This window comes from Bradyrhizobium zhengyangense (assembly GCF_022012435.1).
In the GTDB taxonomy this organism is placed as follows: domain Bacteria; phylum Pseudomonadota; class Alphaproteobacteria; order Rhizobiales; family Xanthobacteraceae; genus Bradyrhizobium; species Bradyrhizobium zhengyangense.
The window spans coordinates 551,688-577,752 of the sequence record NZ_JAKLUA010000004.1 but is presented as its reverse complement, the minus strand read 5'-3'; the positions used below and the strand labels follow the sequence as shown (position 1 = coordinate 577,752).

Genomic DNA, 26,065 nt, shown 5'->3' with positions numbered 1-26,065 from the left:
AATCGGACCAATCCAGCCAATGTTGATGTGTCAGCTATGTCTCCGAACACCCGTCAGTGATCTGTCCGGGCTAAACATCAAGCCGGGCGATGACACCGAGTGTGAGGCGGCGACGCCACTGAGAGTGGAGCTGCTACCCTACTTCCCCGCAAACTCCGTCGGCGTCCGCCCCGTCACCTGACGGAACGCCGCCGAGAAGGCCGGCACGCTGGCATAACCCAGTTGGGTGGCGAGTTGCTTCACCGAGACATTCGCATCGATGGACAGCCGCTGGATCGCCGCCGCAACCCTTGCGCGCTGGCACCAGCTCTTGAAGCTGAGCTGCGTCTCGCTCGAAAACAGCCGCGACAGCGTGCGCGCGGAGGTGCCGACCTCGCGCGCCAGCGTGTCGATGTCGTGCAGGGCTGTGGGATCGTCGAGCACGATCATCGCGGCGCGACGGCAGCGCGGTTCGTGCGGCAGCGGCACGAAGGTCGCGGAATCCTCGGCCTGGTGCAATTCCAGCATCACCAGGCGGACCAGCAGCTCGGTGCGCTCCTCGGTGTTGCGCGGATCGAACAGCGCCAGGATCGCCTGGTTGAGCAGCGGCGACACCCGCACCACGAATTCCCGGGTCAATCCCTCGTAGCGCTTTTCGCGCTTGAGCCAGGCGAGGTCGAAATACAGCGTGCGCATCTCGATGTCGGCGAGCAGGTCGATGGCATGTTCGAGCCCGGCCGGAACCCAGACCGCGCGGTCCGGCGGCACCAGCCAGCGCCCGCCGGGCGTCGCCACCTGCATCGTGCCCTTCGCCGCATAGATCAGCTGCGCTTCGCGATGCATGTGCAGATCGATCCGCATGCCCCTGGGGTAGTCGCGCGCGACCAGGTGCACGCCCGCGGGCGAGCGATGGTTGCTCTGGACCTCCCTCAGGATTGGCGTTTCCAAGACAGTCATTGGCAGCATCCCGTCATGCCAAGGACATATAACTCATTTCGGAGCAGGAGAGGATTCCGAATGAACAGCCCTGTCAGGGTCATCAGTTTCGTCAACGCCGGTCATTTCATCGACCATTATGCGATGCTCATTTTCGCCGCCGCCGTGATCATCATGGGGCCGGCGCTTGGCATGGCCTATTCGGAACTGCTGCCTTACGCGACCCCCGGTTTCATCGCCTTCGGCGCCGGCTCGCTGCTGACGGGGTGGCTCGGGGACCGCTGGAGCCGCCGCCACATGATGTTGATCTTCTTCGTCGGCATCGGCGCCTCCATGATCTCGGTCGGCTTCGTGCAGACGCCCGTGCAACTCGGCGCCGCGCTGCTCGCGATCGGCATCTTTGCCTCGATCTATCATCCTGTCGGCACGGCGATGATCGTGTCCTATGCCGAGAGGCTCGGCCGCGAGATGGGCATCAACGGTGTCTGGGGCAATCTCGGCGTCGCCTCGTCGGCGCTGGTCACCGGTGTGATCGGCCAGTATCTCGGCTGGCGTTTTGCCTTCATCATCCCCGGGATCGTCACCATCCTGATCGGCCTCGCCTTCGCGATGCTGGTCGTGCATGAGGACCGCAAGGGCAGCAAGCAGGCCGCGGCGCAGGCGCGGGTGGCAAAACAGGACATGTGGCGCGTGGTGCTCTCGCTGCTCATCGTCGTGATCGCGATCTCCACCACCTTCAACGCCGTCACCGTCGCGCTGCCGAAGCTGTTCGCGGAGCGGCTTGCCGATCTTACCAAAAGCCCCGCGCTGCTGGGCGTGATCGCCGCCTGCGTCTATGTGTTCGGCGCGATGACGCAATACACGATCGGCCGGCTGCTCGACCGCTATTCGCTGAAGACGGTGGCCTTGCCGCTGTCCTTCATGCTGGCGCCGTTCCTGTATCTGGCCGCGAGCCTGAACAATCTGCCGCTGATTGTTGTTTCGATCGGCATCGTCATGGGCGCGTTCGGGCAGGTCACGGTGAACGATGCCATGGTCGGCAAATACACCAGTGAGGAATGGCGCTCGCGCGCCTATGCCGTGCGGTACTTCATCGGCTTCACGGCGGCCGGCGCCTCGGTCGGCCTCGTCGCCTGGCTCTACGAGCAGGGCGGCTTCGTGACGATGCTGCACGCATTTGCCGGCCTGTGCCTGCTGGCGATTGCGGCGGCGATCATCCTGCCGCGCGAGATCCGAACGCCCGTTGCGGCGTGAGGGAAGGGCTAGGCGACTTCCCGCACCATCTCCTGCGGCGTGGCCAGGCATGATCTGACGCAGGCCTGCGCCAGCAGGTCGGTGGGATCAAGCAATGCCGCGCCGATATCGCCGTCGAAGGCGGCGAGGGCCAGGGGGATTTCCGTGCAGGCCATCGCAATGTGCGAGCAGCCCTTGGCTGCGAGCGCTTCTGCTTCCCGACCAAGGATGCCGGCCGCCTCGTCCGTAAGTCCTGCCTTGACGAGACGGATCGCGCGCATGACCTCGGCTTGCGCCTTCGCATCGGGCATCACGCAGACATAGCCGCGCTCGGTGAGACGCTGCTGGTAGATTCCGGCGTGGACCGTGCCGTCGGTCGCAAGCATGCCGAGGGTCGGGGTCGTCCGCTGCCGAGAAAGCGCATCGGCTACGGCATCAACGATGTGGAGGATCGGCACCGACGTCTCGGCCTGGAGCGCGCCGTGCCAATGATGCGCCGTGTTGCAGGGGATCGCGATGCGGGTCGCGCCTGACAGCTCGAGCCGGCGCAGGGCATTCAGCATGGCGGGAAAGGGATCGGAGCCCTGGCCGAGAATGGCGGCGGTGCGGTCGGGCACATCGGTCGCCGAACACACCACCATCTGGATGTGGTCCTGGTCGCGGGACGCGGGGGTGTTCCTGACGATCTTGCTCATGAAATCCACGGTCGCCATCGGGCCCATGCCGCCCAGAATGCCAAGCATCGAAGTCTCCTTGCCTGAGGCCATGGTGCATGGCTGCTTCGGCCAAATCCAATGCCTGTTCAGAACGGCGTATGCAGTTTCTACATAGTTTTGAGAGCGGCAGCCTGCGCGGCGTTCCAGACCTTTTCCACGATCGGCCTGGTTCGCCGTGCGCTGCGATAGAGCCGGACCTCCAGGGGAATCTCCGGCCCCACGATCGAGAGGGTGGCCTCATCCAGCTCCCGGGCCACCAGGCTGCGCGGCAGCCAGGCCAGGCCGTAGCCCTCCAGCGCCATGAACTTCAGCCCCTCGGCCATGGCATTCTCGTTGGTGTGAGTCACATGCGCGGGCGGTGAGCCGGCCTGGGCCTGGGCGAAGGTGGCGACCCGCCCCAGGAACGAGTTCGAGGCGTAGCTGAGCAGGGGCAGCGAAGCTGTGTTGTCTCCTGCTAACGCCGTGCTGCGGACGGCGACGAAACTGTCCATGCCGACGACGATATGCGGGTAGAGCTCGGGCTCCAGCAGGATCGGCACATTGGCGTGGTGGAAGGTGAGCAGGAAATCGTAGCTGCCCTCGACGAGCGCCTGCAGGCAACTGTGAAAGTCGTCGGGCAGCAGGCGGCTGCCGATCGGCCCGACGTCTTTCTCGATGGTCCGGAACCAGCGCGGAAAGAAATGCAGCGACAGCGTGTGCAGCGCGGCGATCGAGACGACTTGCGTGCTCGGCCGCTTGCTCGCCTGAAGCGCAAGACGGCTCGCATGAAGCATGCGAACCGTTTCTTCCGCGGTCTCCAGGAATTCGCGCCCTTCGGCGGTCAGCGTCGTCGGGTAGCTGCTGCGGTCGACAAGGGACACACCGAGCCAGAGCTCCAGCGCCTGGATTCGGCGACTGAACGCAGATTGCGTCACGTGCCGCTCATCGGCCGCGCGTGAGAAGCTGCGGGTCCGCGCCAGGCTGAGAAAATCCTCCAGCCATTTCAATTCCATCGTGTCTGCTCCGGTGTTCGCCCTGGCGAAGATGCCCCGATCCTCAGGGGAAATCTATGCAAAATCGGAATAGAGCTTGCCGGCATAACATTGGACGGCCCGCCGTCGTCAGGCGCATGCATCGCCCCCGCAACGTCAAGCCTCCGCGCGAGGCTCACGGCCACGATCACTGTCTCCGGACAACGGAGCTGACGAGCGGGAGATGACATGCGGACGGAACATGATCTGCTTGGTGATCGCGAGGTGCCTCGTGAGGCCTATTACGGCGTCCACACCATGCGCGCCGTCGAGAATTTTCCGATCTCAGGGATCGCGATCTCGGCCTATCCCGAGCTGATCGGTGCGCTCGCTGCCATCAAGCAGGCGGCCGCCCTGTCCAACATGGAGCTCGGTCTTCTCGACCAGCGACGCGGGCGGGCCATCGTCGCGGCCTGCGAGGAGTTGCGCGCCGGCCGGCTTCACGACCAGTTCGTCGTTGACGTCATCCAGGGCGGCGCCGGCACCTCCACCAACATGAACGCCAATGAGGTGATCGCGAACCGGGCCCTGGAGATTCTCGGCCATGCCAGGGGCGAGTACGCCGCGTTGCATCCGAACGAACACGTCAACATGAGCCAGAGCACCAACGACGTGTACCCCACGGCGCTGAAGATCGCGACCTCGCATGGCTTGCAGACTCTCGTGAGGGCGATGGACGTCCTGCGCCTCGCCTTCGCCGGCAAGGCCGCAGAATTCAAGGACGTGTTGAAGATGGGTCGGACCCAGTTGCAGGACGCGGTGCCGATGACGCTGGGGCAGGAGTTCAACACCTACGCCGTCATGATCGGCGAGGATCAGGAGCGCCTGCGCGAAGCGGAAATCCTGATCCACGAGATCAACATGGGCGCAACCGCTATCGGCACCGGCATCAACGCCCACCCGGACTATGCGTGTCTCGTCTGCCGTTACCTGAATGCGATCACGGGATTGCCGCTGGTGACCGCGCCTGATCTGGTCGAGGCGACGCAGGATTGCGGTGCGTTCGTTCAGATCTCGGGCGTGCTGAAGCGCGTCGCGGTCAAGATCTCAAAAATCTGCAACGACCTCCGGTTGCTTTCGAGCGGGCCGCGGGCCGGGTTCGGCGAGATCAATTTGCCGGCGGTCCAGGCCGGCTCCTCGATCATGCCCGGCAAGGTCAATCCTGTCATTCCGGAGGTCGTTAACCAGGTCGCCTTCGAAGTGATCGGCAACGACGTCACGGTGACCATGGCCGCCGAAGCCGGCCAGTTGCAGCTCAATGCGTTCGAGCCGATCATTGCGCACAGTCTGTTCAAGAGCATCAGTCATCTCAGTCAGGCGTGCCTGACGCTGGAGCGCGGCTGCGTCACAGGCATCACCGCCAACCGCGACCGTCTCAGGGCCGATGTCGAGAACTCGATCGGCCTCGTGACGGCACTCAATCCTTACATCGGTTATGCGGCCGCGACGGCGGTCGCCGTGGAGGCGCATGCGTCCGGCCGCGGCGTTGCCGAGCTCGTGCGCGAACGGGGCCTGCTCACCGAGGCCACGCTTGCGGCGATCCTGAAGCCCGAGATGCTGACGCGGCCGCAAAGCCTTGCCGCCGCGGACCAGGACGGCCGCCAGCCACAGCCGATTTGCTGAAGCCATCACGCAACAGCGTCAGCACGCCGATTGGGTCGCCGCGCGTGGCCCAACATGATCAGACGCACCCAAGGGAGGAGATGAGAAATGACAGTGAATGCCGACAATTCACCGGCGCGATCCAACCGCCTGACCAACGCTCTCGTGGTCAGCCTTCTGCTCGGCATCCTGGCGGGCTACGCCTGCCACGAGCTGGCGCCGACGCCGGAGACGGCGAAGAACATTGCGGGCTATTTCTCTATTGTCACCGACGTGTTCCTGCGCATGATCAAGATGATCATTGCGCCGCTGGTGTTCGCCACGATCGTGTCGGGGATTACCAGCCTCGGCTCTGAAGGCGGAGCGGTCGGCCGCATTGCTGCGAGATCCATGGGCTGGTTTGTCTCGGCCTCGCTCGTTTCTCTTGGTCTCGGCATGGTCTTTGCGAACCTGTTCGCGCCGGGGCGGGGTTTGCAGCTGCCGCTTCCTAATGCAGATGCTTCCACCACGTTGCAGACCGCCGGCTTCAATCTGAAGGACTTCATCACCCACGTCTTTCCGACCAGCATCGCCCAGGCCATGTCGACGAACGAGATCCTGCAGATCCTCGTCTTCGCGGTGTTCTTCGGGCTCGCGCTCAGCCGGCTGAAGACGAGCCATGCCAGGACCATCGCGTCGTCGATCGACGAGCTGGTCCACATCATGCTGCAGATCACGAACTTCGTGATGAAGTTCGCGCCGCTCGGCGTGTTTGCGGCCATTGCGGCTGTCATCACCACGCAGGGGCTTGGCGTGCTCCTGACCTACGGCAAGTTCATCGCGACGTTCTATTTCAGCCTGGCTGTGCTCTGGACTGTCCTTGTTCTCGTTGGCCTGCTGGCGCTCGGCCGGCCCGTCCTTCAACTCCTCGGCCTCTTGCGTCAGCCGATGCTGCTCGCCTTCTCGACCGCAAGCAGCGAGGCCGCGTACCCCAAGATGATCGAGCAATTGACGAAGTTTGGTGTCAGCGAGCGCATCTCGGGCTTCGTGCTGCCGCTGGGCTATTCGTTCAACCTCGACGGTTCGATGATGTACCAGGCCTTCGCGGCCCTGTTCATCGCGCAGGCCTACGGCATCGAGCTCAGCTTCACGCAGCAGCTTGTCATGCTGCTGGTGATGATGGTGACCAGCAAGGGGATCGCCGGCGTGCCGCGCGCCGGGCTCGTGGTCGTTGCCGCGACCCTGCCGATGTTCAATCTGCCGGTGGGCGGCATGCTTCTCGTGATGGGCATCGACCAGTTCCTGGACATGGGCCGGACCATGACCAACGTCATCGGCAACGGCATTGCGACGGCCGCCGTGGCGAGGTGGGAAGACAAGCGTGGTCTGGTCGAAGAGGGAGTGTCCGAGACCGTAGTGCCAGCCGTCGTCGTCGCAGGTGCGGCGGGCGGATGAGCCGGTTGGTCCGCCCGCTCTCGAGAAAACTCTGCGCGTGATTCAAAGGCCCCGGGAGATGTCCCGGGGCCTCAGGCCGGTGAAAGGCTGCGCGCTCAATGTTTCGGGCTGCGGCCGCGGATGTGGTCAAAGCCCTGCTTGATTGCGGCGAAGCGCGCTTCGACGAACGGCTCGAATTCGAGGTCGGTGAAGATATATGGCCAGTCGTTTTCGACGCCTTCGCGGACGAGCTCACCGACATAGAGGGGATCAATGCCCTGAGAGACGCGTTCACGGATCATATTGATCTGCTCGGCACGCGGGCCCGAAGTCGGCATGGCAGGGACTCCCTCCTCGAAGCGTTTGGGGACATTGCGCCTTGAGTTCACGATTTGAGTGCGGATGAACCCGGGACACAGCACGGATACGCCAATGCCGCGCGGGGCGAGTTCAAGCCGCAGGCCCTCGGACAACGCGACCACACCATATTTTGAAACGTTGTATGCATTGCTCGCCCCTGAAATCAGGCCGGCGATCGAGGCTGTAGAGACGATGTGTCCACCCTCGCCATGTTGCTCGATCAACGGCCCGAAGATCTCGATCCCCCAAATGGTCGCCATCAAATTGACGCCCAGGGTCCAATTCCACGACGCCTCGGTCCAGGTGCCATAGGGCCCGCCGCCGCCGACACCTGCATTGTTGACGAGGATATGCACCTTGCCGTAGCGGGCGGTCGTGGCTTCAGCGGCCGCCACGAGCTCGGCTTTGAGTGAGACGTCGGCCTTCACGCCCTCGACATCGGCGTTGGTGAGCTTCAGTTGCTTGAGCGCCGCGGACAGCGCCTCTTCTTCAATGTCGCAAAGCATCACTTTCGCCCCCGCCTGGGCGAAAGCGGTCGCGATCCCCAGGCCAATGCCTGACGCCGCACCGGTCACGAACGCAGTCTTTCCAGCGAGTTCTTTCACGCGCATTCTCCTCCGGCAAACCAAGACTCTTGCAACACAACGTCAAGTGTCGCCAAACGGCATATGATCGCACTTTCGAGCGATTTGGAAGCCTGTCGAATGTCCGCGTCTGGCCCTCCACGTCATTTGCTGGGCCGACGAGGGTTCGAAAGCGCAGCGGACGTGGTCTATTCATGAACCATCACTATTGCCGCCATGCACCGCTAACGGCGCAGGCTGTGCCGGCAGTTGCGGTCGCTCGTGCGGCAGGCGGATAGGCTGCTAGGAAGGGCGCATACTCATAAACCTAGGATGTCCGCTAATTCCCCAACAGCGGCACAGGAGCAGACATTGCAGGAGGTCCGAGAAGGGCCACAGGACTAAACCGCTCGCGCGGTAGAACGCTGCGGCTGGCGACACGGCGAAGCAATAGGCGACAGCTCATCGTGACGAGCGGGGCCGTAGCTGGCGATGGTCCGATGATCGAGGACGTGCTGATCTGAAAGTTCGTGGCAGAGCAACCAACCGTTGCACAAGAGCCAACTTGAAGCCGTCATTCTTGATCGTGATTGTGCGCACCGTCGCGCTAATTGCACCAAGTCCAGGAATCTCGACGCAAGCAGAGTTACAAATGCGGTGATGCTCTTGACGAGCAGTTCGAAACAGTTTCGGCTCAGGTAGCTCCGGGGGCTTTCCAGGTCACTGGAGATCAGTTTGCATCACGGGATTCAAATATGAGGAACTCACGTCTAGATTGTGTGGTGTGGTATTTTTACTACGGCCAAGTCGTTGAAAGTACAGGTGCCGCCAAACATTAAATCCCCATAGGCGATCTTCCTGATCGTCTGAAGGTTGTTTGACACGACTTAGCTCGATCACGCGGCATTGTCCTACGTCCCCCCAGCGCGGTTTCCTCCTTTGGAGGCTTTCGGACGCCGGCCGCCCGAATATGCCGCGCCGTCACCGCTGCGGCCGGCATCCGAAACCCTTCACAAAACCAGACATTCTAAATACCGTTGGCGGTCATCAACCAGCGACATCATCATCGGTCGAAACTCGTGTCACCTCGTTGCGCAGAAAGCTCACTCGTTCATTATATTCGCCAACGGTTGCATTGAGCGGCAGCCCTCTCCAGCGCAGGAGGCCGACCGAGATGAATATCGAAAGATAGGTCGCGCCTAGAAGCACCACGGAAACATCGCAAACGGATTTCCAGAGTAGGGTCGGAGCGAAACCCAACGGATATATCAAAACCAGGTGAAGAAGAAACGGCACGCGATTCATCATTGAGCAGCTCCATATTTGGGGTTGCACAACAAGTGTGTCACAATCTAGAGCCAGGTGTCCATCGCGAGCTTGCCTTCATTTCGAAAGTCGGCCCTGGGTCAAAGGCTGCCCTTGTAAGCCGGCATGACAGGTCGGCTCACTTTCCGGAAGCTGACGTCGCAACGTTCTGAGCTCAGGTCAGCCACGGGCTATTTTCGGACCTGCAGGCGACCCGCTGCATGCACGCAGGCAATTGGCGCTGATCAGTCGGAACTGCTATGCTGCGTGAACTCGTGTGGGGAGCACATCATGACTGTGTTGAGTTTTGCGCGCGCGGCATTCCTCGCGTCAGTCTTTGTCACATTTCTGGGCGAGAAGGGGCAGGCAGCCGAGCTGCGCGTTCTGGCGGGCGGCGCGATGACCGCGGTGTGGGCCGAGGTGAAACCAAAGTTCGAACAGGTCTCTGGACACAAGCTCGACATTTTCTTCGGCACCACCCCAAATTTGATCAAGGAGGCGACGTCGGGAAAGGCGTTTGACGTCGGCGTCGTGCCGGTCGAGGTAATGCAGGACGCAGGAGCACGTGCAAAATTCGCCGCCGGCACTACATCCGATGTTGCGCGCGTCGGCCTCGGTGTTGCGGTGCGAGCTGGCGCTCCGAAGCCCAACATCGGCACACCTGACGCGCTTAAGGCTGCGCTGCTCGATGCACGGTCGATTGCGACACTGCCGGCAAGCGCCGCAGGTGCGCAAGTGATGAAAGCATTCGAGCGACTTGGTGTCGCCGTGGCAATCAAGGGCAAGCTTCAGGCAAAAGCGGCACCAGCCGAAATCGTTGCGGCAGTTGAAAAGGGCGAAGCTGAGCTAGGCGTGTTCTTGCTAAATGTGCTCACCGCCCCTGGACTAGACGTCGTCGGCCCATTCCCTGCGGACCTGCAGCAGGAAGTTGTCTTTACGGGTGCTGCTGCCGCGGACACAAAGCAAGGAGATGCCGCAAAAGCGCTGCTCGGGTATCTCAAGTCGCCAGAAGCGAGCGCCATCATTAAAGCGAAGGGAATGACGCCGGGCTGAAAGCATTGAACCCTCCGAGATTGAGGTTGGAAAACGCAAAGCGAAAATGGTGAGGAACCATGGCAGCCGGCCCGAGAAGGTCCGGTGTGGGTCAAAACCGGCAATACTCTGATTGAGCAGAAAAGTTCTGCTTAGACCCCAGAGCCGGCGTCTGCGCCTTTGCGAGTGTGCGCCGCGTCTGCTCATTCTCAGAAGAGTTATGCGCGCAGTTTGAAAGCCTCGGCAGATAGCCAGGGCCTAATTTTTATCTCGGATCGCGCGAAGCATAGTCGTAGCTTTTCGCTCCGGTCGTCGATGCAAGATGCGACTGGCCGATGCAAATTTCGCATAACATTTTGCGGATGGCGCCGCGTTCGGCGCTGTCGTTGAAAGTCCTCGTCAAGCTTTCGATTGCAAGCTTCGGCATTCATTGCAACGACAAGGGATTTCGCATGAAGAAGGTCAAGATCGCGTGGCGGTTGGGCATGCTCACGCTCGGCAGCGTACTCGCGATGATGGTTCTCGTTGGCGTGTCCCTGGTCCAGCTGCGCGATCAGATGGAGGCCGAGAGGACGCGGGCGCTGCGCGGCGCCGTGGACGTGGTCGCATCGCAGATCGCGGCCTATCAGCAGGACGTCCTGTCCGGCCGGATGAGCCGCGGCGATGTGATTGGCAGGGTCCGGGAGATCGTCGCGAAGTCGCGATATGACGGCAACAACTACTTCTTCGTCTATGACTGGGACGGGCTCAATCTCGCCGATGGCGGCACGCCTGAAAACGTCGGCAAGAACCTGATCGACAAGGGCGACGTCAATGGACATCTATTCCGGCGCGAGATCGTCGATCTCGCGCACACCGCCGGCGCCGGGACCGTGACTTATCATTTCCCCCGCAACGGCCAGCCGCAGCCCCTGCGTAAACAGGCCTTCGTCAGGGCGCTCCCGGACCTGAAGATGATGGTCATAAGCGGCATGTATGTCGACGATCTCGACGATTCGTTCAGGGGCGCGGCGCTGCGGCTCGGGGGGCTCGCGCTGCTGGTCGTGCTCATCAGCGTGGCGTTTGCGGTGTTGATCGCAGGAACGATCTCCCGGCCGTTGCGGCGTCTGGAGGAGCGGCTGCGCAAGATCGTGTCCGGTGAGATCGAGGGCGACATTCCGGGGCTGGACCGGGGGGACGAGATCGGCGCCATGGCCGCGGCGGTCGCCGTCTTGCGTGACCATTCGGCCGATCGATTGGAGCTCCAGGCGTCCCAGGCGAAGCTCAAGATGCAGGCTGAGAGCGAGCTGAAAGGCGTTCTGGCGCGCGCCGCCTCGTCCTTCGAGGAGTCGGTCGTTGGATCCGTGGATGAGGTCGTGGAGGCCGCCGGCCACATCGCCGATGCGATTCAGGAGTTGGAACGGTTCAATGCCGACAACATGCTGTGCAGCCGCACGGCTTCTGAATCCGCAGGCGGCATTGCCGGCAGCGTGCAGGCCATGGCTGCCGGGGTCGAGCAGCTCGATGCCTCCACCCGCAACATCAATGGACGGGCCCAGGAAGCAAGCCAGGTGGCTGACGTTGCCAGCGGCCGCGCGACCCAGGCCGGATTGATGGTGGAGAGCATGGTGCAGGCCGCGACAAAGATCGGAAGCGTCGTGGAATTGATCAGCGATATCGCCGGCCAGACCAATTTGCTGGCGCTCAACGCGACCATCGAGGCGGCGCGCGCGGGCGAAGCGGGCCGCGGCTTTGCAGTGGTGGCGGCGGAGGTCAAGACCCTCGCGACGCAAACGGCACGCGCGACGGAAGACATCTCCTCCCAGGTGCTCGGCATCCAGTCGGCGACGCAGGCGGCGGCCGGCGAAATCGCTGCGATCGTCGCCGTGATCAGCGATATCAGGGAGCAGAGCGCGACGATCGCCAGAGCGGTCCAGGAACAGAGCGGCGCCACCAGCGACATCAACCGCGCGGCCCGCAGCGCCGCGGAAGGCGCCGAGCATCTCCAGAGGTCGGTCGAGGATGTCTGCTCGAAGGCCGCCACGGGGCAGTCGATCGCGCAGGGCGCGGGCTCGCGCGCGGAGGCGCTGCGAAGCCGGTTCGGCGATTTGAACGAAGCGGCGCTGGGATTCGTCCGGCGGCTCCAGGCTCTGCAGTCGGCGGCGTAGGGCTCTCGCCAGCCGCTCATGAGCCAATGATGACATTATGGCGGTGTTGCACGCGTATGCGGGCCCGTGCCTGCTGGCGATTGCAGCCGCCATCATCCTGCCGCGCGGGATCCGGACGCCGGCGGGTCAGAACGCCTGACCGGAAGACGATAGCTGTCGAAATTCTCGCGCGATCTCGTTCGCAGCGGGAATCTGACGCGTGAGCGGCGATGAGACGTCTGTCGTTGGGTGCTTCACGATGGCCCGCCTGTCTTTCACATAGGCGATGGGAACGCCCATCCTTTCCACGCGGCCGATGATCGCGCCATCCAGGTCGCGATCGCAGTTCATGTGCGTCGGGGCGATGAAGAATTCCGATTCGTCCCATTCGGACCGGAAGTCCCAACGCAATTGCGGAAGCGTGACGGTGTGATCGAACGCTGGACGTTCTCCACACACAGCGACCGAATAGATCGTCGGCGATTTGATGTCGCCGGGCGGTGTCGTTTCGCGGACGAAGGTCTCGAGCATACGGATCGCTTCCGGCATGCTGTTGAACCAGTAGTCAAGGTCATAGCGACGGAATGCGCCCGGAAGGCCTCCGACCATCGCGTTGTAGGATAGATTCTCGTAGGGATGAAGCCTTGCCAGCAGGACCCCTTCCGAGAGGAAAGACGCGCACATCGCTGCAAGGGCCGCCCAGGCCAGTCGTCGGCTTCGCACGGCAATTGCATCGAGGAAATCGCTCAGGCCCACGCCGGCCAGCACGGCCAAGGGAGGAAGCACAAAGAGAAAATGACGCATGCCGCTGAACGCAGGGCCATGAACGAGGGCCTGGCATCCCAGGGGAAGCAGAATCATAGTCGACAGCAATGCAAGTTCGCGCCAGCGGTGCGAGCCTTTCTTGAGGGGAAGCCAAAGAAGCGAAGTCATCCCCAGCGCGGCACCCGCCTGGGTGATCAGCGGCACGCGGATGAAGAGATAGAAGGGAACATAGGCGCGCGGCACCTTGGCCATCTCGTACACGTGCCCGGCAAAGAGCGTGCGGATCGCATACTGAAATTCCGAGAAGGCAAACAGGCCGCGAATGGGATTGAGCGGCGACAGCGCAGCCCATGGCCAGGCCAGGATCATCAGCAGGTAGGCGCCTGCCATGGCGGGGCATGTCTTCAACACGGAGTTAGCCACGAAGGTCAGGCGCGCCCCGCAGCTTTCCGTCCAGGGCAGATAGATCAGGATTGCAATTCCGAGGTAGACAAACACCAGCAATCCGTAGCTACGCAGCCCGAGAGCTGCTCCGGCAAGACAGCCGAAGACCACAAGGTCAACGGCGCGCGGCGCCGGCAGTTGGCGCGCCAGGCGGAGAAGGACGAGCGTCGCTCCGGACATGGCCGCTGCAAATGGAATGTCCTTGGTATGGTTGAACATGGCGCCGTACCAGGCGCCGCAGAGCGCAAGCGCAATCGTCGCAATAAAGCCCGCGCGCGGTCCGGCGATCAATCGCGCGGCGGCGCCACTGAGGGCGATGCCGGCGAGGCCCGTAGCGGCGCAGAGGATGTGCCGCAATTCGTAGATATCGATGGGGATAACCTGGCCGAGCGCGATTGCCGTGACGTCGAACAGACCTCCATAGAGATACAGGTTATCGAAGCTGAAGAGATCGCGTACCCGCAATCCACTCCGATAGTAAGCAATGATCAATTCACCGTAGTGATGCTGGACGCCCTCGTCATTGGAGATCGCGTAATCCTTCGCCGTGAAGCACACGAGGACAGCCAGGGCCGTGAGAAACGCCAGGGCCAAGAAATCGAAGGTGTTCGAAGGGATGCTGCTGCGCGCAGGGCGCTCGCCAAGCCCCTTCAGTGCGTCATCGACGAAAGCACGGTCGTCCGCTGCTTTTGATCCAACTCTCGACAACACATGATCGGATCTCATGTGCGCCCCGCTCGCCTGCAAGGCGAGCCGCAAGGCCGTTTCCCGGCGGCGGCATCTTGTTCGCTGCGTGCTGAGTTATCCGTCACGACCGATTCCTAGAGTTTGTGGCCTTTGTCCCGCAGCAACCGGGTCATCTGCGCCTTGATCTCGTCGGTCGCTTCGCGCGAGATTTCATCGCCGATCTGTCGGCCGATCTCCGAGAGCTCGTGCGATTTCCCGGTGTACTTCTGGCCGACCGCGCTGCCATAGAACGCCTCGATCGCGTGCAGTTCATCCGCGGAGAAATTCGCCGCATAGGCCGCCGCAGCACGCTCGATCATCGAATTGCTGTATTTCGACTGGCCGGCTTCCAGGATCGCCGGCACTGCGGCGTCGAAGTCGCGCTCGATCTCGGGACGGTCCTGAGACAAAACCGGTCGAAGGCTGAACAGAATACCCGGAAGCAAGACCTTGTATTGATCGGTCACCCGCAGCGTCGTGACGAGGCGCCGAGCCGCGTCCATTGCGGCGGGTGATGGGTCGTCTGCCCGCGCTAAACCCATTGTGAACAGGATGGCGCAAACAATGATCGTCAGTACCTTGTACATGCCTGTCTCCTCCTCGAATCTACTCACGCGGCACTCGGCTGAGTGCGAGCCACGGGCGCGACCTCCTGTTGGAGTTTAGTGGCCAAGCGCTCATCGCCGCCGGCGTCCACAAAGAGATTCCGGACCCGCTGCGCACGATCCAGAAGCCAGGCGACAGCGGTCATGATGACCATTCCGCCGATGCTGAGCAGAATTTGCTCGACCACCTGGTGCTTCCACTGAACCAGCATCCAATGCACCCCGAACGACAGGAAGACGCCGAGGCAGAACAGCGGCAGCGAATGCTGCCCGCACAACACCAGCGGTCGCAGCCATTTCGACTTCAGTCCTTCCCAATCCGGGTTGAGATAACGCGAGACGATGACTGCCAGCGCAAGGAAGTGCGTGAACCGGAGCATGTCGAGGTCGGTCTTGTCGATCGGATAGATCAGCTTGATCATCCATTTCGGGATCAACGACTCCAGAAATGCGCTGTGCCAGGTCATCACGATCACCAGCGCAAAAGCGATCCAGCCGATCGCGACTGCGAAGACGATGCGCGACTGAATGAATTTGCTGATTTGAGCGACCGCGCCGCACCCGCACCAGGCGCCGAAAAAAAACATCAATTGCCAGGCGAACGGATTGAAATACCAGGTCGCCCCTTTCGGATAGGACGGCAGGTTCCAGTCGAAATAGCGAGCGAGCAGGTACAGCACGATCGAACCTGCCAAGGTCAGATTCGGGCGTCGCACGAGGCACCACACCACGAACGGCGAAACGAGCACCAGGGAGATGTAAAGCGGCAGGACGTCCAGATCGACAGGCTTGTATTGCAACGTGAGCGCCTTGCCTATCAGCTCGTCGGGATGCGCGAGGAAGTTGGCGACGTTGAACTCATCCTTGTACATGGGATTGTCCCACTTCCTTGCCGCACGGGCGATCTGTGCCGTGAAGGCGAGGAACAGCAGGATGTGAGCAACGTACATTTGCCAGGCGCGCAGCCACAGCCGCTTCAACGCCGGAAGAAACTGGCCCGCGGCCACGATCGGGACGTAAATGAACCCGAGGAGATAACCGGAGATGAATACGAAGAACTCGGCTGCGTCGCTGAAGCCGTAATTGCGCAGCGTGAGCCAGGCCACCACGTCGTCCGGAATGTGGTCGAGAAAGATCATCCAGAGGCCGAGACCGCGCAGAAGATCGAGCCTCAAGTCCCGTTCTACGACGAAAAGATCCGTGCTCTCTTTTGCCATGTCAGCCTGTCCGATTCGTTGAGTGGGCCATCATTAAGAACTTTGCGCGATCAGCTTGGGAATATCCGCCTTGGCGCGTTCGTGCCCCGACATCGCCCATTTGTACCAGGTGAATACCCTTGCTACGCCGTACAGGATCAAGATGCCGCCGGCGCCGACCGCCGCGTGCAGCACAAAACCCGCATCAAGCTCGATGAGCAGGGCGTAGCCTGCGAATGACAGCGCAACGCCGAGCGCAAAAATTTGAAGAGAATACTGTCCGCAAAGGATGAGAGGGCGCGCCCAGGCCGATCGTAGCCCCGTCCAATCGCCCGGCACGAAGCGTAGTGCGACGACGGCCAGCGCCAGGAAATGGGCAAACCTCAGAACGTCGAAATCGGTCTTGTTTATCGGATAGATTAGTCGCGCGACCCAGCCGGGGATCAGGCGCTCCAGGGGCGGAAAATACCACGTCATAGTCACAAAGAAAGCAGCGCAGAGATAGGCGACGGCCAGCCACAACACCGATCGGGAATTGAGGATCGGCGATAGTCGCTTGCCTCCTCCAAGCGCGCACCAGGCGCCGAACACGAACAGCAGCTGCCATCCATACGGATTGAACGACCAGAAGCCGTCTGGATAGGTCGACAAATGCAAGTCGTATCGAAGCATGAGCACATACAGTCCGGCCGACAGGGCGAGCGGCAGATCCCCGTGCAATCTAGCGAGCAGCAGCACCAAGGGTAGAACAGCCATCAGAACGACATAGAGCGGCAGGACATCCATGTTCAGCGGGCGGAATCGCAACAGCAGCGCCTGGATCATTTCGGAGCCAGGTTGCTTGAAGAATTCTCCGACCTCCATCTCCTGGATGTAGAACGCCGGCTTCTCGGAAACCGCAGTAGCGAAAGCGATCTCAGCCATCAGAACCAGGAAGAGCAGAAGATGCGCGGTGTAGATTTGCCAGACCCGCCGCAGCACACGTGCTGTCCCGATCACGAAGCCAGCCTCGAAGGTCGCGCGACCGTAGACCAAAGCTGCGGTGAAGCCGGAGATGAAGATGAACACTTCGGCCGCATCGCTGAACCCGTAGTTGCGTATCGTGACCCAGGCCAGGAGGTCGGGTGAAACGTGATCGACATAAATGAGCCAGAGGGCCAGGCCGCGGAAGAAGTCGAGTCGTAATTCTCGCTCGCCTTTGGCGACGGCAAAGCTCGGTGTTGGGAGGGACTGCGACGAAGCCGGCGCAACGCCATGCCGCTTTGATTTGGGGTAACCTCTGGCGAACCAGGCGGCGAGCCAGATCAATCGGCGGTACTGGGGGCGACTCGTCACCCCAATTTCGGCCCGCACGCCAAGGATACCAAGAATCGGCAAGCGCCTCATTGGTCCCCCTCCCTTTTCCGACGGAAGTCTAACCTCCGCTCCGGAACAAGAACATCGAAGATGCGATGCCTCCATTGAGAAGTCGACACTACCGAATACCTCTCACAACGAACGCTGCGCGTGGGGGCTGGATAATCGGTACGGAGAGACCTCTCCAATACCTTGGTTCTATGGGTTCGTTAGCCGATCGGCATTGGAGCTGACCGAGAAGGGCTGCCAAGCTAACGATCGAGGGATGCACGCGTTTGGCCGTTCATGGCACCCTGCTTCGCTGGGCTCCAAGGTCGGGGAATGTGCCGGCATCCCGCGCCATGCCATTCCTGCATTCCGCCGGTGTTTTGCCCGACGAAGCAAAGTCATTCTCGGCAAAGCAAAATTTTATCCGGATTCTTCCAAGCCAATCGTTGTAGTGGATGGGTTGTTTTCGCTCTTTTGTCTCCGCCACTCACCCCGCCGCGGAACCCGCCTCGCTCTCCGAGGGTTTTAACCTTGTCGCCCCGGCACTTCGCCGGCGCAGCAAACGGGGGAAGACGCCTGCATGCAGTGGAGCCTGCTCCGACCGGTCGGCCTTGTCCCCGCGACGCTTGTCCTCACCAGCATGGCCGCCAGCGCCGAGGGCGGCAAATCGGCAAGTCCCTCCGAATTCCTGCTGGTGACGCAGATCGTGCTGCTGATCGCGGTGGGGCGAGGCCTCGGCGAGATCATGCAGCGGATCGGCCAGCCCTCGGTGATCGGCGAGTTGCTCGCGGGCATTCTGCTCGGGCCATCGCTGTTCGGCTGGATCTGGCCGGACGCGCAAACCGCGATCTTCCCGAAAATGCCCGAGCAGAAGGCGATGCTCGACGGCATCGCGCAGTTCGGCATTTTGCTGCTGCTCCTGCTCACGGGCATGGAGACCGATCTCAAGCTGGTGAAGAAGGTGGGCAAGGCAGCGATCGCGATCTCGATCGCCGGCATCCTCGTGCCCTTCGCCTGCGGCTTCGCGCTCGGCGAATTCCTGCCCGATGCGCTGCTGCCGAAGCCCGAGCAGCGCCTTGTGGCCTCGCTGTTCATGGGCACGGCGCTGTCGATCTCCTCCGTGAAGATCGTCGCGGTGGTGGTGCGCGAGATGAACTTCATGCGCCGCAATGTCGGACAGATCATTGTCGCGACCGCCGTGATCGACGACACCATCGGCTGGATCATCATTGCCGTCATCTTCAGCCTGGCCTCGCAAGGCACGCTGGATCTCGCCTCGGTGGCGAAAGCGGTGCTGGGCACGCTCGTCTTCCTCGCGGTCAGCTTCACGATCGGCCGTCGCCTGGTGTTCCAGCTCATTCGTTGGGCCAATGACAACCTCGTCAGCGTCGCTGCCGTCATCACCGTGATCCTGCTGCTGATGGGCGTGATGGCACTGATCACGCATGCGATCGGCGTCCACACCGTGCTCGGGGCCTTCGTCGCTGGCATCCTGGTCGGGGAGTCGCCAATCCTGACCCGACAGATCGACGAGCGCCTGCGCGGGTTGATCTCGAGCTTCTTCATGCCGGTGTTTTTTGGTCTCGCCGGCCTCAGCGCCGATCTCTCGGTGCTGCGCGATCCCAATCTCTTGCTGCTCACTGGCCTCCTCGTCGTGATCGCCAGCGTCGGCAAGTTCGGCGGTGCCTTTGTCGGCGGCACTCTGGGCGGGCTGAGCACGCGGGAATCGCTGGCGCTCGCGAGCGGAATGAATGCGCGCGGCTCGACCGAGGTCATCATCGCCACCATCGGCCTTTCCATCGGCGTGCTCAGCCAGAACCTATTCACGATGATCGTCACCATGGCGATCGTGACCACGATGGCGATGCCGCCGATGCTGCGCGCGGCGCTGGCCAAGCTTCCGATGAACAAGGAGGAAAAGGAGCGGTTGGAGCGGGAAGAGTTCGAGAAGCGCGGCTTCGTCGCCAATCTCGAACGTCCGCTGCTTGCCGTGGACGAAAGCGTCAATGCCACCTTTGCCTCGCACATCGTCGGATTGATCGCCGGCATGCGCGGCCTGCCGATCACTGTGCTGCATATCGGCAAGCGGGCCGGGGAGCAGGAGAGGGGCCGCGACGAGGAGGCGAGCCATGAAGCCGTGGTGAAGAAGGCCGCCGAGACCGTCTCCACCAATGGTGACGGTGAGGTGGGCAGCATCGATGTCGTCACCCGCGCCAGGCGCGCCGAGCTCGGCGAGACCATCACCGAGGAGGCGCGCAAGGGTTTTGATCTTCTCGTCGTCGGCGTCGACAAGGTCACTGCTGCCAAAGACCGCTTTGATCGCAAGATCGAGGACATCGCAGCAAAATTCGACGGCCCGCTCGCGATCGTCGCGGCCAGAGGCAAGCATCTGAAGCAGCCGATGCCGGATAGGCTCAACATCCTCGTCCCGGTCTCCGGCAGCGGCGTCTCCAAGCGTGGCGCGGAGGTCGCGGTCGCGCTGACGCAGGCCGGATCAGGCTCGCTCCGGGTGATCTATGTCGCGACGACCCGCGACAAGGGCGCGCAGCGCGGTGCTTCGCGTGGTCTCGGCCAGGAGGCGGGTGTCCTCAAGGATGCCAGCGATCTCGCCGCCCGCTACGAGGTCGACATCACTACGACGCTGCGCGTCAACCGGGCGCCGCAGGCTGCGATCCTGCGCGAGATCGACACCACCGATGTCGATCTCGTCGTCATGGGCGTCGACCGTATCCAAGCCGATCACCTCTCCTTCGGCGGCGTTGCGGACGCCGTGCTCAGGCAGTCGAAGGTCTCGGTGCTGCTGGTTTCCAGCGGCGAGGCGCGGCAGGCGCCGAGCGAGAAGGGGTGAGCGGGTACTGCATCCTCCGTCATTACGAGGAGCTCGCGACAAAATTGCGTAGCAATTTTGCGCTGATGCGACGAAGCAATCCAGACTGCTTCCACGGAGAGACTCTGGATTGCTTCGCTGCGCTCGCAATGACGGGGTGAGTGGGTAGGGACACCTCACGCACGCCCCCATGATGCCATTATGCCGGTGTTTTGCCCGACGGCGCAAGCAATTTTCGGCAAAATCGAATATCTCGCGCTTTTTCAACCCCATGTCTACTGTGCATGGGGTTGTTTTTAGGACTTCACCTCCGCCGCGGCCACCGCCTTCGGTGCCTTCTTCGAGGCGCGCCAGTTCTCGAACCGCTGCACCACCACGAAGAAGGCCGGCACGAACAGCACGGCCAGGCAGGTCGAGGCCAGCATGCCCGAGAACACGGTGATGCCGATAGACTTGCGCGCGCTGGCGCCGGCGCCGGTCGCGATCACCAGCGGCACCACGCCGAGGATGAAGGCGAACGATGTCATCAGGATCGGGCGGAAGCGGGCGCGCGCCGCCTCGATCGCGGATTCGATGACCGGCTTGCCGTCGCGGCCGTGCAGCTCGAGCCCGACCTCGACGATCAGGATCGCGTTCTTGGCCGACAGCGCGATCAAGAGGATTAGGCCGATCTGGCAATAGAGGTTGTTGTCGATCTTGAGGGCCGAGAGGATCAGCATCGGCCCGAGCAGCGACAGCGGCACGGCGAGGATCACCGAGATCGGCGCGTACCAGCTCTCATACTGGCCGGCGAGCACGAGATAGACCAGCAGCATGGCAAGGCCGAACACCCAGTAGATCTGGTTGGAGACCGCCTTCTCCTGGTAGGACATCGCGGTCCATTCGAAACCGGTACCCGGCGGCAGCGTCTTGTCGCCGATCTCCTCCATCAGCTCCAGCGCCTGGCCAGACGAATAGCCCTGCGCCGGCAGGCCGACGATGGTGGAGGACGGATAGAGATTGTAGAGGCTGATCAGCGAGGGTCCCGTCACGGGCGTGATGGTGGCGACGGTGCCGATCGGGATCATGTCGCCGTTCTGGTTGCGCACCTGCATGTTGGCGATGTCGCGCTCGGTGACGCGGAAGGCCGGATCGGCCTGGGTGTAGACCTGGAACACGCGGCCGAACTTGTTGAACTGGTTGACGAAGGACGAGCCGAGATAGGTCGACAACGCCGAGAACACGGCATCCGTCGTGACGTGCAGCGTCTGGGTCTTGACGCGGTCGATCTCGACATTGAATTGCGGGACCGCCGAGCGGAACGAGGACGAGACACGCTGCAGCGCGCTCTGGCTCTGGGCGTTGGAGACCATCGCGCCGGTGATGGCCTGCAGCTTGGCGAAATCGCTGTTGCCGTCACGGAGTTCGACCTGCATCGAGAAGCCGGCCGCATTGCCAATGCCCTGGATCGGCGGCGGCGGCAGCACCAGCGTGCGCGCCTCCATGATGTTGGCGACCTTGTCATTGAGGCCATAGACCAGCGAGCGCAGATCCTCGCCTTTGCCGCGTGCCGACCAGTCCTTCAGGATGATGTAGGCGACGCCCGCATTGGCAAGGCTCGCGCTGTTGTCGAGGGCGGAGATGCCGGCGATGGTGATGACCTGCTGGACGCCGGGCGTGTCCTTGATGAGGTCGGCTGCCTTGTCGAGCACCTTCTGGGTTCGCTCCAGCGAGGCGCCATCGGGCAGCTGCACGGCTGCGATCAAATAGCCCTGGTCCTCGATCGGCAGGAAGCCGGTCGGCACCCGCGACAGGCCGTAGCCGCTGAGCCCGATCACAAGGAGTGCGAACGCGACAGAGATCGTTGCGTGCTTCACCAGAAACGTGATCAGCCGCGTGTAGCCCCGCTCGACCCTGTCATAGACGGCGTTGAAGCCGCGGTAGAAGAAGTTGCGTTGCTCCGGCGGCACCGTCGGCCGCAGCCACAGCGCGCATTGCGTCGGCTTCAAGGTGGCCGCGTTGATGGCGGACAACAGCGCGGTTGCCGCAATCACCAGCGCGAACTGCGAATAGATCCGCCCGGTGAGGCCGGCGAGGAACGAAGCGGGCAGGAACACCGAGATCAGCACCAGGGTGATGCCGACGATCGGCGCGAACAGCTGGTCCATCGCCCTGATCGCGGCGTCGTGCCCGTTCATGCCCTGCTCGATATTGTGGGCGGCGCCTTCCACCACGACGATAGCATCGTCGACGACGATGCCGATCGCGAGCACGATCGCAAACAGCGTCGACATGTTGATGGTGAAACCGAGAGCCGCCATCGCGGCAAAGGCGCCGATGATGGTGACAGGCACCGTGGTCGCCGGCACCAGCATCGCGCGCCAGTCCTGCAGGAACACGAGGATCACGACCAGCACGAGGAGGCCGGCCTCGATCAGGGTCATGTAGACCTCATGCACCGAGGCATCGACGAATTTGGTGGTATCGAATGGCGTGTCGTACTTGATTCCTTCCGGAAAGCGCTTGGCGAGCTCGACCATCTTCTTCTCGACGGCCTGTTCGACTTGAAGCGCGTTGGCGCCGGGCGACTGGAACACGCCGATGCCGGTGGCGGGCTGCCTGTTGAGGGAGAAGATCTGGCTGTAGGTCTGCGCGCCGAGCTCGACCCAGCCGACGTCGCGCACGCGCGTGACGTCGCCGCTTGCGCCCGTCTTGACGATGATGTTCTCGAACTGGCCGGTGTCGTCGAGCCGGCCGTTGACGTTGAGCGTGTACTGGAACGCCTGTCCCGGCGGCGTCGGCGGCGCGCCGACCTGTCCGGCCGAGACCTGCTGGCTCTGCTGCTGGATCGCCTGGATGACATCCTGCGGCACGAGCCCGCGCGCCTGCAGCTTGTTCGGATCGAGCCAGATCCGCATCGAATACTGGCCGGCGCCGAACACCGTGACGTTGCCGACGCCGGGCAGGCGGGACAGCTCGTCGCGGATGTTGATGGTGGCGTAGTTGCTGAGGTAAAGGCTGTCGAACCGGGAATCCGGCGAGGTCAGCGTCACGAACAGCAGGATCGACGTCGATTTTTTCTGGACGGTAACGCCCTGATTCTGCACCGACTGCGGCAGCTGCGACAGCGCGCTGGAGACGCGGTTCTGTACCAGCACCTGCGCGAAGTTCAGATCCGTTCCGATCTTGAAGGTCACGGTCAGCGTGTAGGTGCCGTCGGAGCCGCTGTAGGACTGCATGTAGAGCATGTCCTCGACGCCGTTGACCTGCTGCTCGATCGGCAGCGCGACGGTGTCGATCACGGTCTTGGCGCTGGCGCCGGGATAGCGGGTCGTCACCTGCACTGTCGGCGGAACCACATCAGGATATTGCGCGATCGCGAGGTTGAACAGCGCCACGCCGCCGATCAGGATCATCAGGAGCGCGATGACGTTCGACAGGACCGGCCGCTCGATGAAGAATTTGGAGATCATGGGCCGGCGCTCCTACTTGGCAGACGCCTGCGGCTGCTCGATCTTGGTCTGTTGCGGGTCGATCTTCTGGCCCGGGATCACGCGCAGCAGCCCCGAAATGACCACGCGGTCGTCGGGCTGCAGGCCGCTCTCGATCACGCGCAGGCCATTGTCGGTCGGGCCGATCTGCACCTTGCGCTGTTCGACGACGTTGTCCTTGTTGACCACCAGCAGATAGCGGCCGCCCTGGTCGCTGCCGAGCGCGGTGTCGGGGACGAGCAGGGCGTTCTTGTCCTGGTCGAAGGGGACGCGGACCCGGACGAAATAGCCGGGGAGCAGCACCCGCTTGTCGTTGGGGACGACGCCGCGCACGGCGAGCGTGCCGGTCGATGTGTTGAGGGTCGGCGCGACATAGTCGAGCTTGCCCTCATGCGGATAGCCGGTCTCGGTCTGGAGGCCGACCTCGATCGGAAATTGCTTGAGGTCGGCGGGGGTCAGTCCGCGGCGTTGCGCCTCGGCGCGAATGCGCAGCACGTCTTGCTCGTTGACGGTGAAGTTGACCCAGATCGGGTCCATGGCAACAATGGTCGCAAGCTGCGTCGGGGAGGAGGCGCCGACGAGCTCCCCGATCGAGACCAGATGCGCGCTGACGATGCCGTCGAAAGGCGCGCTCACTTTAGTGTAGCTGTAGTTGAGCTCCGCGATCTTGGTGTTGGCCTGGGCCTGCTGGAGGTTGGCCTGGGCGTTGTCGCGAGTCGATGTCGAGGTGTCGAGCGTCGCCTGCGAGACTGCCTGGCGCTGCACGAGGTCGACCTGCCGCTTGTAGTCGGCCTCAGCCTGCTTGAGCGAGGCCTGCGCGCCGGCCTCGGCTGCCTGTGCCTGCTCCAGCTTCAGCTTGTAGGTCTCGGGCTCGATCGTGAACAGCTGGGTGCCCTGCTTGACGAAGGTGCCATCGGTGTAGTCGATCGTTTGCAGAAAACCCTGCACGCGCGCGACGAGATCGACGCTCTTGATCGGCGCGGTGTTGCCGGTGGCTTCGACATAGCGCGTGACGGGGCGCTGTATGGGTGTGGCGACGTCCACCTTCGGCGGCGGCGGCGCCACGTAGGCGTTCTTGTCCTCGCAGCCGGCCAACGCAATCACGGCCGCCGAGGCGGCCAGGGCCCGCCCGATATGTCTCCACGCGCGATGAAATCTTGCGGGAAGAGCGGGATTCGCTGAGGTCATTCGGTGGTCCCCGATGATTGTCTGTCGGTGCGGCAGGCTACCAACAAATGCCCGGCCGTGGAACACCATAGCCATGGTAGTCACAGCCCTTGCACTGCAAACAGCGGCGAGGCCTTTGACAGTTCTGCCATGACAAATCGCTTTTCACCGAGCGCATGATCGACCAGAATTATGTCAAAGGCCGCACGCCCAGGCGCGAGGACCGACTTCAGGCAATCGGGCGACACAAGAGGAAACGCGAGGAGACAATGACATGCCAACGCCATTCTGGTCGGCCTGCGCGGTCCTTGCTCTTGCCGCTGTGGTCGCTGTGCCCGCGCTAGCCGATGGCCTGAAAGACGAGATCGCGCCGACCGGCAAGCTGCGGGTCGCGATCGCGATCAGCCCGGCGGGTGGAGCGTCCTGGTCGACCAAGACCGAAGCCGGCTATGCCGGCGTGCCCGTCGATCTCGGCAAGGAGATGGCCGCGCAGCTCGGCGTGCCCGTCGACTACGTCGCATACCAGAATTCCGGACAGATCACCGATGCGGCTGGCAAGGGTGCCTGGGACGTCACCTGGTTGCCGAAAGATCCCGAGCGCGAGATCCGGATGATGTTCGGTCCGATCTACGAGGTCGCGGACGCCACATACATCGTCAAGGTGGGTTCGGCGGTCACCAATTTCGCCACGCTCGACCAACCCGGCATCAAGGTCGCAGCGGTCAACGCGACGACGACGATGCGCGGCGCTGTTGCGCATCTGAAGAATGCGAAGGTCACGGGTTATCAGACCTACGACGAAATCTTCGGCCTTCTGAAGAGCGGCGAGATCGATGCCTTCGCGCTATCGCGCGACCAGCTCAACAAGATGGCGCAAAAGCTCCCGGGGACAAAGGTGCTGGACGAGACGTTCAAGAAGACGGTCACCGCCGTTGCCGTCCCGCTCGGCCATAGCCAGGCTCTGGCGTTCGCCACCAAATTCATGAACGAGGCGGTGACGAACGGCACCCTGCGCAAGGCCTACGATAATAACGGGCTGAAGGACACGCCGATCCGCACCGAATAGGCCCGGCCACATTGGATTTCGACCCGGCGCCTCGTTGTTGGACCTTGGATTACAACTGCCAAATCTTTCCTGGTCCCGTCCGCTTTTTTGTCCCAGTTCCTACCCGACGCGTCTCTTGCGTCAAACTGACACAGCTCTGTCACTCGTGATCGTTAGGGTCGCCCGTCACTCCTTCGGGGC

18 protein-coding genes are annotated in these 26,065 nt (G+C 62.5%); 7 read left to right on the top strand and 11 right to left on the bottom strand.

The features are described from left to right. Window positions 1-138 precede the first annotated feature (138 nt). Window positions 139-936 (bottom strand): AraC family transcriptional regulator, encoded by a 798-nt coding sequence (locus tag L6637_RS17065; RefSeq protein ID WP_237871472.1) that lies wholly within the window; start codon window positions 934-936, stop codon window positions 139-141. A gap of 60 nt (window positions 937-996) precedes the next feature. Here L6637_RS17065 and L6637_RS17060 point away from each other — a divergent pair, with 60 nt between their 5' ends. Then, window positions 997-2,169 carry an MFS transporter gene (locus tag L6637_RS17060; protein ID WP_237871470.1) on the top strand — a complete coding sequence of 391 codons (1,173 nt, stop codon included), beginning with the start codon at window positions 997-999 and terminating at the stop codon, window positions 2,167-2,169. A gap of 8 nt (window positions 2,170-2,177) precedes the next feature. On the opposite strand, the gene cuyB is transcribed toward L6637_RS17060, so the two are convergent. Beyond that, entirely contained in the window at window positions 2,178-2,891 is a 714-nt protein-coding gene (gene cuyB / locus L6637_RS17055) for a cysteate racemase (RefSeq protein WP_237871468.1), read from the bottom strand. Window positions 2,892-2,971: 80 nt separating this feature from the next. Next, window positions 2,972-3,856, bottom strand: coding sequence for a LysR family transcriptional regulator (locus tag L6637_RS17050; protein WP_237871466.1), 885 nt, complete (start codon window positions 3,854-3,856; stop codon window positions 2,972-2,974). A gap of 207 nt (window positions 3,857-4,063) precedes the next feature. Between L6637_RS17050 and aspA the strand changes: the two genes are divergently transcribed. Both aspA and L6637_RS17040 read left to right on the top strand, forming a co-directional pair. Next, a complete protein-coding gene (gene aspA / locus L6637_RS17045) occupies window positions 4,064-5,497 on the top strand; it encodes an aspartate ammonia-lyase (protein ID WP_237871464.1) in 1,434 nt (477 codons plus the stop codon). Between the two features lie 87 nt (window positions 5,498-5,584). Further along, window positions 5,585-6,910 (top strand): dicarboxylate/amino acid:cation symporter, encoded by a 1,326-nt coding sequence (locus tag L6637_RS17040; RefSeq protein WP_237871462.1) that lies wholly within the window; start codon window positions 5,585-5,587, stop codon window positions 6,908-6,910. 95 nt (window positions 6,911-7,005) lie between these two features. On the opposite strand, the gene L6637_RS17035 is transcribed toward L6637_RS17040, so the two are convergent. Both L6637_RS17035 and L6637_RS17030 read right to left on the bottom strand, forming a co-directional pair. Then, entirely contained in the window at window positions 7,006-7,860 is an 855-nt protein-coding gene (locus L6637_RS17035) for an SDR family NAD(P)-dependent oxidoreductase (protein WP_237871460.1), read from the bottom strand. A 999-nt stretch (window positions 7,861-8,859) separates the two neighbouring features. Beyond that, a complete protein-coding gene (locus L6637_RS17030; protein ID WP_237871458.1) occupies window positions 8,860-9,120 on the bottom strand; it encodes a hypothetical protein in 261 nt (86 codons plus the stop codon). A gap of 288 nt (window positions 9,121-9,408) precedes the next feature. On the opposite strand from L6637_RS17030, the gene L6637_RS17025 reads away from it, so the two are divergent. Both L6637_RS17025 and L6637_RS17020 read left to right on the top strand, forming a co-directional pair. Further along, a complete protein-coding gene (locus tag L6637_RS17025; protein WP_237871455.1) occupies window positions 9,409-10,170 on the top strand; it encodes a molybdate ABC transporter substrate-binding protein in 762 nt (253 codons plus the stop codon). 314 nt (window positions 10,171-10,484) lie between these two features. Next, a complete protein-coding gene (locus L6637_RS17020) occupies window positions 10,485-12,296 on the top strand; it encodes a methyl-accepting chemotaxis protein (protein WP_237871453.1) in 1,812 nt (603 codons plus the stop codon). 126 nt (window positions 12,297-12,422) lie between these two features. Here the strand turns inward: L6637_RS17020 and L6637_RS17015 are convergent, their stop codons facing one another. From L6637_RS17015 to L6637_RS17000, 4 genes are all read right to left on the bottom strand, one after another. Then, on the bottom strand, window positions 12,423-14,243 hold the full coding sequence (locus L6637_RS17015; protein ID WP_237871451.1) for an ArnT family glycosyltransferase: 1,821 nt from the start codon (window positions 14,241-14,243) through the stop codon (window positions 12,423-12,425). Between the two features lie 62 nt (window positions 14,244-14,305). Continuing rightward, window positions 14,306-14,797 carry a DUF2059 domain-containing protein gene (locus L6637_RS17010; RefSeq protein WP_237871449.1) on the bottom strand — a complete coding sequence of 164 codons (492 nt, stop codon included), beginning with the start codon at window positions 14,795-14,797 and terminating at the stop codon, window positions 14,306-14,308. Window positions 14,798-14,820: 23 nt separating this feature from the next. Further along, the gene (locus tag L6637_RS17005; protein WP_237865803.1) at window positions 14,821-16,032 is read right to left on the bottom strand and encodes an OpgC domain-containing protein; all 1,212 of its coding nucleotides are present in this window, start codon (window positions 16,030-16,032) and stop codon (window positions 14,821-14,823) included. Between the two features lie 33 nt (window positions 16,033-16,065). Continuing rightward, window positions 16,066-17,397 (bottom strand): OpgC domain-containing protein, encoded by a 1,332-nt coding sequence (locus L6637_RS17000; RefSeq protein ID WP_237871447.1) that lies wholly within the window; start codon window positions 17,395-17,397, stop codon window positions 16,066-16,068. Between the two features lie 538 nt (window positions 17,398-17,935). Between L6637_RS17000 and L6637_RS16995 the strand changes: the two genes are divergently transcribed. Beyond that, on the top strand, window positions 17,936-20,203 hold the full coding sequence (locus L6637_RS16995) for a cation:proton antiporter domain-containing protein (RefSeq protein WP_237871445.1): 2,268 nt from the start codon (window positions 17,936-17,938) through the stop codon (window positions 20,201-20,203). Between the two features lie 275 nt (window positions 20,204-20,478). Here L6637_RS16995 and L6637_RS16990 read toward each other — a convergent pair whose 3' ends face one another. Beyond that, a complete protein-coding gene (locus L6637_RS16990; protein ID WP_237871443.1) occupies window positions 20,479-23,634 on the bottom strand; it encodes an efflux RND transporter permease subunit in 3,156 nt (1,051 codons plus the stop codon). A 12-nt stretch (window positions 23,635-23,646) separates the two neighbouring features. Further along, on the bottom strand, window positions 23,647-24,840 hold the full coding sequence (locus tag L6637_RS16985) for an efflux RND transporter periplasmic adaptor subunit (RefSeq protein WP_237871441.1): 1,194 nt from the start codon (window positions 24,838-24,840) through the stop codon (window positions 23,647-23,649). Between the two features lie 253 nt (window positions 24,841-25,093). Here L6637_RS16985 and L6637_RS16980 point away from each other — a divergent pair, with 253 nt between their 5' ends. Beyond that, window positions 25,094-25,885: an ABC transporter substrate-binding protein gene (locus L6637_RS16980; RefSeq protein WP_237871439.1), complete on the top strand. Its 792-nt coding sequence runs from the start codon at window positions 25,094-25,096 to the stop codon at window positions 25,883-25,885. Window positions 25,886-26,065: the final 180 nt, after the last annotated feature.

What these genes read in the sequence shown, in the direction of transcription:
- aspA (WP_237871464.1), top strand. Translation starts at nt 4,064, where the DNA reads ATGCGGACGGAACATGATCTGCTTGGTGATCGCGAGGTGCCTCGTGAG.
- L6637_RS16990 (WP_237871443.1), bottom strand. Translation starts at nt 23,634, where the DNA reads ATGATCTCCAAATTCTTCATCGAGCGGCCGGTCCTGTCGAACGTCATC.
- L6637_RS16995 (WP_237871445.1), top strand. Translation starts at nt 17,936, where the DNA reads ATGCAGTGGAGCCTGCTCCGACCGGTCGGCCTTGTCCCCGCGACGCTT.
- L6637_RS17020 (WP_237871453.1), top strand. Translation starts at nt 10,485, where the DNA reads ATGCAAATTTCGCATAACATTTTGCGGATGGCGCCGCGTTCGGCGCTG.
- L6637_RS17060 (WP_237871470.1), top strand. Translation starts at nt 997, where the DNA reads ATGAACAGCCCTGTCAGGGTCATCAGTTTCGTCAACGCCGGTCATTTC.
- L6637_RS16985 (WP_237871441.1), bottom strand. Translation starts at nt 24,840, where the DNA reads ATGACCTCAGCGAATCCCGCTCTTCCCGCAAGATTTCATCGCGCGTGG.
- L6637_RS17065 (WP_237871472.1), bottom strand. Translation starts at nt 936, where the DNA reads ATGACTGTCTTGGAAACGCCAATCCTGAGGGAGGTCCAGAGCAACCAT.
- L6637_RS17030 (WP_237871458.1), bottom strand. Translation starts at nt 9,120, where the DNA reads ATGATGAATCGCGTGCCGTTTCTTCTTCACCTGGTTTTGATATATCCG.
- L6637_RS17040 (WP_237871462.1), top strand. Translation starts at nt 5,585, where the DNA reads ATGACAGTGAATGCCGACAATTCACCGGCGCGATCCAACCGCCTGACC.
- L6637_RS17025 (WP_237871455.1), top strand. Translation starts at nt 9,409, where the DNA reads ATGACTGTGTTGAGTTTTGCGCGCGCGGCATTCCTCGCGTCAGTCTTT.
- L6637_RS17005 (WP_237865803.1), bottom strand. Translation starts at nt 16,032, where the DNA reads ATGGCAAAAGAGAGCACGGATCTTTTCGTCGTAGAACGGGACTTGAGG.
- cuyB (WP_237871468.1), bottom strand. Translation starts at nt 2,891, where the DNA reads ATGCTTGGCATTCTGGGCGGCATGGGCCCGATGGCGACCGTGGATTTC.
- L6637_RS17035 (WP_237871460.1), bottom strand. Translation starts at nt 7,860, where the DNA reads ATGCGCGTGAAAGAACTCGCTGGAAAGACTGCGTTCGTGACCGGTGCG.
- L6637_RS17010 (WP_237871449.1), bottom strand. Translation starts at nt 14,797, where the DNA reads ATGTACAAGGTACTGACGATCATTGTTTGCGCCATCCTGTTCACAATG.
- L6637_RS17050 (WP_237871466.1), bottom strand. Translation starts at nt 3,856, where the DNA reads ATGGAATTGAAATGGCTGGAGGATTTTCTCAGCCTGGCGCGGACCCGC.
- L6637_RS17000 (WP_237871447.1), bottom strand. Translation starts at nt 17,397, where the DNA reads ATGAGGCGCTTGCCGATTCTTGGTATCCTTGGCGTGCGGGCCGAAATT.
- L6637_RS16980 (WP_237871439.1), top strand. Translation starts at nt 25,094, where the DNA reads ATGCCAACGCCATTCTGGTCGGCCTGCGCGGTCCTTGCTCTTGCCGCT.